Here is a 6,702-nt window from a genome sequence, read left to right on the forward strand (position 1 = left end):
CGACGCTGCACACGAACGGGCAGATAGGCTGTCCTGCACTGAAAACGAGTGCTTAGCAGTATAGAAGAACGACGTCGCGCATTCGCCGCTCATCGAATAAATCTATCTGTCGTCGTAAATCGCATTGCCAGATTCAATGTCGTCGAATCGGTATAAAAGGTATTCTGAGTACGTGAAAAGCGACGTGTGCCACGTCCTTTTTTACCTGGTCCCGACACATTCGGTCAAAACTTCCCAACCCGGTTATTACTCCATGTCGAAATCCGACGATGACGGCACGCGACTGTTCGGCCGTTCGCGAACAATTCAGGATCTGCTGCTGAAAGTGTCGCGCGTCGCCGCCACCCGCGTGAGTGTGCTGGTGGTCGGCGAAAGCGGGGCCGGCAAGGACATCGTCGCCCGGCTCATTCACGACATGAGCCCGCGCCGGCGCGGGCCGTTCGTGCCCGTCAATTGCGGCGCGATTCCGAAGGACATCGCGGAGTCGCAGTTGTTCGGTCACGAAAAAGGCAGCTTCACGGGTGCCGTTGCACAACATGTGGGCATGTTCGAGGCCGCGCGCGGCGGCACGCTGTTTCTCGACGAGATCGCCGAGATGCCGCTCGAATTGCAGGTCAAGCTGCTGCGCACGCTCGAAACCAACACGATCGTGCGCGTGGGCGGCCACGAGGCGATTCCGCTCGACGTGCGGATCGTCGCGGCCACCCATCACGATCCGGTCGAGGCATTGCGCAGCGGCGCGCTGCGCGAAGACCTGTTCTACCGGATCGCGCCGATCGCGCTGCACATGCCTGCGCTCCGGCAGCGCGAGGACGACGTCGGCGACATCGCACTGCAGATCGTCGAACGGCTGAACGCGCGGCACCGCACCAGGAAGCGGCTGTCGACACAGGCGATGAAGGCGCTGCGCGCGTACACGTGGCCCGGCAACGTGCGCGAACTGCGCAATACGCTGGAGCGCGCGTTCATCCTCGCCGACGAGCAGATCGAGCTGCAGTTGCCGCGCCGCCCGCCGCCGCGCGAGGAAGTGCGTCACAACGCGATGACGCTGCATATCGGCACGACGCTCGCGCATACGCAGCAGCGCTTCATCGTCGCGTCGCTGCGGCATTTCAACGGCGACAAGCCGCGCACCGCGAAGGCGCTCGGCATCAGCCTGAAAACGCTGTACAACCGGCTCGCGCTGCTGCCCGAAAGCGAACGCAATGCGGTCAGCGGCAGCGCGCCGCCGGCCGCGAACGCGTCGAACGGCGGCAGCGCCTCCACTTCGCCGCCCGCGACGATGCCGTAAATGCGGCGGGTCACGCCGCCGTCACGTCGTCACCCCGTCACGTCGCGCAATGCGGCGTCCCAGTCGCGCGCGAACCGCTCGATGCCGAATCGCTCGCACGCGTCGCGTTTGGCCGCCGCGCCCCACTCGCGCGCCAGTTCCGGATCGCGAATCAGCATCCGCATCGCGTCGACCAGCACGGCCGGCCGCGTATCAGCCACGCCGTTGCTGCCGGTCTTCACGAGTTGCGCCATCTCGGTGGTCGCGAGCGCGACGATCGGCAGCCCGACCATCATCGCCTCGATCACCGCGAGCCCGAGGCTCGTATAGCGGATCGGATTGAAGAAGAACCGGTAGTGCGACAGGAACTGCGGCAGCGCCGGGTTCGGCACCTCGCCGATCCCGCCAAGCTCGCTCGAGCCCATCCCGACCAGATCGATCGGCACGCTGTGCCGCACGACCTCGAACAGGTCCGCGCCGAGGCGCCGGCCGCGGCGCGCGAGGTTGTTCACGACGGCCACGCCCTTCGGCAGCGTGCCGTGATACTCGACACCTTCTGGCATCAGCACGCCATGCTCGATCACGCGCGTCGGCGTCACGCCGTTGTCCCACATCAGCGCGTTGAACGGCGTCACGTGCACCAGCAACACGTTCGGGTCCTGCACCGGATGCAGCGTGTCGGTCGGATGCTCGCGCGGCGGATCGTGCTCGACGAACAGCGTCGGCAGCGCGCGCTGTGCTTCGCTCAGCAGCCGCAGGCGGTCGTGCTGGTAATGCTTCACATGCTGGTACAGCACGCAGTCGAACGCTGTGTCGCGCACGCACTCGGCCGGCACCTCGTGCACGTTGTCGCCCCACGGCAGGTGCCCGACGCGGCCCGCATAGCCGGGCGGATGCTGCGGCTTCGTCACGATGTAGAAATCGTGCGGCGCCTGCGACAGGTAATACAGGTAGTTGCCATGCACGTGCCAGGTGAGCACGCGCAACCGCTTACGTGACATGACGTCTCTCCTCCGCGAGCAGCTCGCCCGCCCGGTCCATCACGTCGCCGACGCCGATCGCCGTCGCGCACTCGTGCCCGTACGGGCACGTATCGAACATGCACGGCCGGCACGCCGGATAGTTCGCGAGCACATGATGACGCTCGGTGTCGAGCGGCGCCCAGCGGGCCGTATCGCTGCCGCACGCGACGACGATGCTCGGCGTGCCGAGCGCCGCCGCGACGTGCGATACGCCCGTGTCGTTGCACAACAGCAGCCGCGCGCGGGCGATCAGCGCGGCCAGCGCGCCGAGCGGCGTGCGGCCGCACAGGTTTACGCACGGCCGCCCGAGGTGCTCGGCGAACGCGCTCGCCAGCGCCAGTTCCGCGCGCGTGCCGGTCAGCACGATCTGCCAGCCGTCGTCGGCGAGCTGCCGCGCGGCCTGCGCGAAGCGTTCGACCGGCCAGCGTCGCGACGCCATCCGCGCGCCGGGATGGACGATCACGTAGCGGCCGGGGTCGAGCGCGTGTTCGTCGCAGAGCACGTGCCACAGCGCGTAGTCGAGGCCGCCGAGCGGGAATTCGAGGTAGTCGCCCCAGTCCGCGTAGCCGAGCTTGCGCGTGAGCGCCAGATAGCGCGTCACTTCGGGTTCGTCGTCGCGCCACACGAGCGCGCAGTCGAGCGCGGCCGTGCCGCCGTCGGCCGGCACGAAGCCGGCCGTGCGCGTCGCGCCGAGCGACGCGACGATCGCGTTCGTGTGCGCGCCGCTACCGTGCAGCTGGATCGCGAGATCGAAGTCGCGCGAGCGGCATTCGGCGATGAACGCCTCGCGCGTGGCCGCGTCGGGTTCGGGCTGTTCGCCGAGCCCCGGTGCGCCGGGGAATGCAATGAAGCTGTCGATGTAGTCCGAGAAGCGCGACGCGAATTCGCGCGCCCACGGCAGCCCGATCAACGTGATGCGCGCGTCGGGTTCGCCGCGTCGCAGCGCGCGCAGCGCGGGCACCGCGCACAGCATGTCGCCGAGCTGCAACGCGCGGAACACCGCGATCCGCTTCGGGCCGCGCGGGCCGTCGGAATCGACGCCGGGATCGAGCTTCATAGGAAAAGTACCCGAAAGTGAAGCGCGCCGCGCATGCGCCAGTACAGCGACACGGGCGGAATCGCGATGGACGTGACGATCATCTCGGCCACATGCGACACCGTGAGCTGCGTGCCGCGCAGCCGTTTTGCGCAGAACCCCACGGTAATCGCGGCCCACACCGCCGCGCACACGATGGCCGGCGCCGGCCAGCCTGCCGCGAAACAGCCGATCGCGCCGAGCGCGGCGAGCACGGCCGCGTAGTAATGCCACGGCGGCGTCGGCCGGATATGACGCCGGTAGGTCGTGCGATGCTTCTTGTACAACAGCGCATCGAAATACACCTTCGACTGCGCGCCGATGCTCGATCCCCAGCGCGCGGGACGCACCGGATGCACGATGCGCGCGGCGTCGGCCTCGACGATCGGCCCCGCATGCTCGCGCAGCGCGAACATCAGGTCGGCGTCCTCGCGCCACGCACGCGTGAAGCGCTCGTCGAAGCCGCCGATGCGTTCGAGCGCCGCGCGCCGCACGAAGCAGTTCGCGGTCGCGAATTCCGCCTGCGCGAGCCCCGCCGCGTCGCGTTCGTAGTCGGTCGGGCGCGGCCGCAACGGCACGTCGATCCGGCCGGCCGCGGCCGACGCCGACGGCTCGGCCAGCAGCGCGGCTGCGCCATGGCGCAGCCAGGTCGGATCGGAAATCGTGTCGTCGTCGGTGAATGCGATCAGCGCGCCGCCCGCGCTGCGCCAGCCGACGTTGCGCGCGCCGGCCGGCCCCTGCGTGTCGGGCGCGGTCATGTAGCGGATCACCGGCACGTCGGTCACGCGCGCGCGGCATGCATCGACGACGGCGCGCGCACTGCCGGCCGGATCGTCGTCCACGACGACGATCTCGTAGGTGGTCGGATCGAACACCTGCACGCACAGCGCGTCGAGGCAGCGTTCGAGCAGATCGGGCCGCCGGTAGGTCGGCACGACCACCGACACCACGGGCGGCAGGTGCGTGTCGCGCATGTTCATCTGGGCTTCTCCAGCAGGAACGGGCCGATCACGAGCGCATCGAGCGGCGAGGTCCAGAAGCATTCGATCGCGTCGCGCGGCGAGCACACGATCGGTTCGCCGCGCGTGTTGAACGACGTGTTGACGAGCACCGGCACGCCGGTGAGCGCGTCGAACTCGGTCAGCAACGCATGCAGCAGCGGATGCTGGGTTTCGTCGACGGTCTGCACGCGCGCGGTGCCGTCGATGTGGCGCACGGCCGGAATCTTCGCGGCGCGTTCGGGCACGACGTCGTACACGAACAGCATGAACGGCGCGCGCAGCGGCGTGCGCCGGCCGCCGCTGAACCAGTGATGCGCGCGGTCCTCGAGCACGACCGGCGCGACCGGCCGGAAATCCTCGCGATCCTTGATCCGGTTCAGCTTCTGCTGCATGTCCGGATCGATCGGCGACGCGAGGATCGACCGTGCGCCGAGCGCGCGCGGCCCGAATTCCATGCGGCCCTGGAACCAGCCGATCACGCGATTCGCCGCGAGCAGCGCGGCCGTCTGCGCGGCGACGTCGGCGAGCCGCCGGTACGGCAGCTGCGCTTCCTTCAGGAACGCCTCGATCGCGTCGTCGTCATACGCCGGCCCGAGATACGCGTGATCCATCCGCCAGTCGCCGCGCGCGCCGCGCATCCGGAAGTCGGTCCACAGCGCGGCGCCGAGTGCGGTGCCCGCGTCGCCGGCGGCCGGCTGCACCCACACGTCGTCGAACGGGCCGCGATCGCGAATCCTCGCGTTCATCACGCAATTCAGCGCGACGCCGCCCGCCATCGCGAGTTGGCGCTCGCCGGTCTCGGCGGCGAGCCAGTCGACCGCCTGCAGCGTCGTCTCCTCGAGCACCAGTTGCAACGCATGCGCGATGTCGTAGTGATGCGGCTCGATCGGGCCGCCGCGTTCGCGCGCCGGGCCGAACATTGCCGCGAGATCCGCGTCGAGCACGTCGTAGCGCCCTTCGCCGCGATACCGCACCAGCTTGCGCATCTCGTCGGCGAACACCGGCTTGCCGTACGACGCGAGCGCCATCACCTTGTATTCGTCGGACGAGTGCAGGAAGCCGAGATAGCGGGTCAAGCGCTCGTACAGCAGCCCGAGCGAATGCGGCAGGTTGACCTGCCCGAGCCGCCGGTACGCGCGGCCGTCGAACACGCCGTAGCTCGTCGTCGCGCGCTCGCCGCGCCCGTCCATCGTCATCACCGCGCAGCGCTCGAACGGCGCCGCGAGAAACGCGCTCGCCTCGTGCGCGAGATGGTGCTCGATGAAATGCCAGCGGAACGGCCCGTCGTGCGTGACGCCGCGAAAGCGCCGCTGCAGGTGATGCGGCGCGCCGCCCGCGAGCTGGCGCGGCGCGTTGACGATCGACGACAGGAACAGCGGATGCCACGGCGACGCGCCATCCTCGCGCGGCGCATGCGCGGACGGCGACAGCGGCAAGGTCAGTGCCGGCGCTGTGCCTTCGCGGTCGAGTTCGAACCACGGGTCGTACGAATACGCGACGTGGTCCACGTCCGCGAGCGTGATGCCGGCTTCCGCGAGGCAATAGTCGATCGCGTGGAAAGGCAGCTCCCAGGTCGAGAACGGCACCGGGCGCTTCGCGTGCTTCACGTGCGTGAAGCGTTCGTCCTCGGCCGCCGCGAGCACGACGCCGTCGCGCACGATGCACGCGGCGCTGTCGTGGAAGGCGGCGTTGATGCCGAGCGTATAGGTCGATTCAGGCATGCGTCAGTTCCTCGTGATGACGTGCGCGAACGGAAGCACGTTCGATGCGTGCGCCGCGACCGGCTCGCCTTCGTCGTGGGCGGCAGCCCGCTCGGCCGCGCGTTGCGCATGGCGCGCGCGGCCGCGCAGCAGTGCGTGCACGGCAGCGGCGACGTCGTCGACGCTCACGCCGCGCAGGCACGGATGTCCCGGCTGATTGCACACGCTGCGATAGCAGTTGCGGCACGGCACGTCGACGTTCAGCACACGGTGCGGCACCCGCCACGGCGTGTGCTGCGGATTGGTCAGCGCGTACAGGTCGACCACCGGCGTGCCGAGCGCGGCCGCGAGATGCACGGGGCCGCTGTTGTTCGACAGCAGCAGGTCGGCCGTCTCGATCAGCGCGCCGAGTTCGCCGAGCGGCAACACGCCGGCCAGCGGCACCGCGCGCGGCCCCGCCCGTTCGCACACCGCGTCGACCAGCGCGCGTTCGTCCGCGCCGCCCGTCACCGCGATGCCGTCGAACAGCGGCGCAACCGCGGCGGCCGCTTCGCCGAAGCGCTCGGCCGGCCAGCGTCGCGACGCGGCGGTCGCGCCCGGATGGACGACCAGCCAGCGCGCGCGCGTCGCTCCC

At 69.4% G+C, this 6,702-nt stretch carries 6 protein-coding genes; 1 reads left to right on the plus strand and 5 read right to left on the minus strand.

From position 1 onward, the window contains the following. The first annotated feature begins 253 nt into the window (after positions 1 to 253). On the plus strand, positions 254 to 1,291 hold the full coding sequence (locus tag JMF86_RS33145) for a sigma-54-dependent Fis family transcriptional regulator (protein ID WP_201317325.1): 1,038 nt from the start codon (positions 254 to 256) through the stop codon (positions 1,289 to 1,291). A gap of 29 nt (positions 1,292 to 1,320) precedes the next feature. Here the strand turns inward: JMF86_RS33145 and JMF86_RS33150 are convergent, their stop codons facing one another. The 5 genes from JMF86_RS33150 to JMF86_RS33170 all read right to left on the minus strand — a co-directional run. After that, the gene (locus tag JMF86_RS33150; protein WP_074807156.1) at positions 1,321 to 2,271 is read right to left on the minus strand and encodes a glycosyltransferase family 4 protein; all 951 of its coding nucleotides are present in this window, start codon (positions 2,269 to 2,271) and stop codon (positions 1,321 to 1,323) included. Continuing rightward, a complete protein-coding gene (locus JMF86_RS33155) occupies positions 2,261 to 3,349 on the minus strand; it encodes a glycosyltransferase family 9 protein (protein ID WP_201317326.1) in 1,089 nt (362 codons plus the stop codon). The genes JMF86_RS33150 and JMF86_RS33155 overlap by 11 nt, the downstream gene beginning before the upstream one ends. After that, positions 3,346 to 4,347: a glycosyltransferase family 2 protein gene (locus tag JMF86_RS33160; protein WP_201317327.1), complete on the minus strand. Its 1,002-nt coding sequence runs from the start codon at positions 4,345 to 4,347 to the stop codon at positions 3,346 to 3,348. The genes JMF86_RS33155 and JMF86_RS33160 overlap by 4 nt, the downstream gene beginning before the upstream one ends. Continuing rightward, positions 4,344 to 6,089: a carbamoyltransferase C-terminal domain-containing protein gene (locus tag JMF86_RS33165; RefSeq protein WP_077179494.1), complete on the minus strand. Its 1,746-nt coding sequence runs from the start codon at positions 6,087 to 6,089 to the stop codon at positions 4,344 to 4,346. The genes JMF86_RS33160 and JMF86_RS33165 overlap by 4 nt, the downstream gene beginning before the upstream one ends. A 3-nt stretch (positions 6,090 to 6,092) precedes the next feature. After that, the coding region (locus tag JMF86_RS33170) for a glycosyltransferase family 9 protein (RefSeq protein WP_201317328.1) at positions 6,093 to 6,702 on the minus strand (610 nt) is incomplete at its 5' end.

The organism is Burkholderia sp. E168m15, assembly GCF_016586105.1.
GTDB classification, from domain to species: Bacteria; Pseudomonadota; Gammaproteobacteria; order Burkholderiales; family Burkholderiaceae; genus Burkholderia; species Burkholderia orbicola.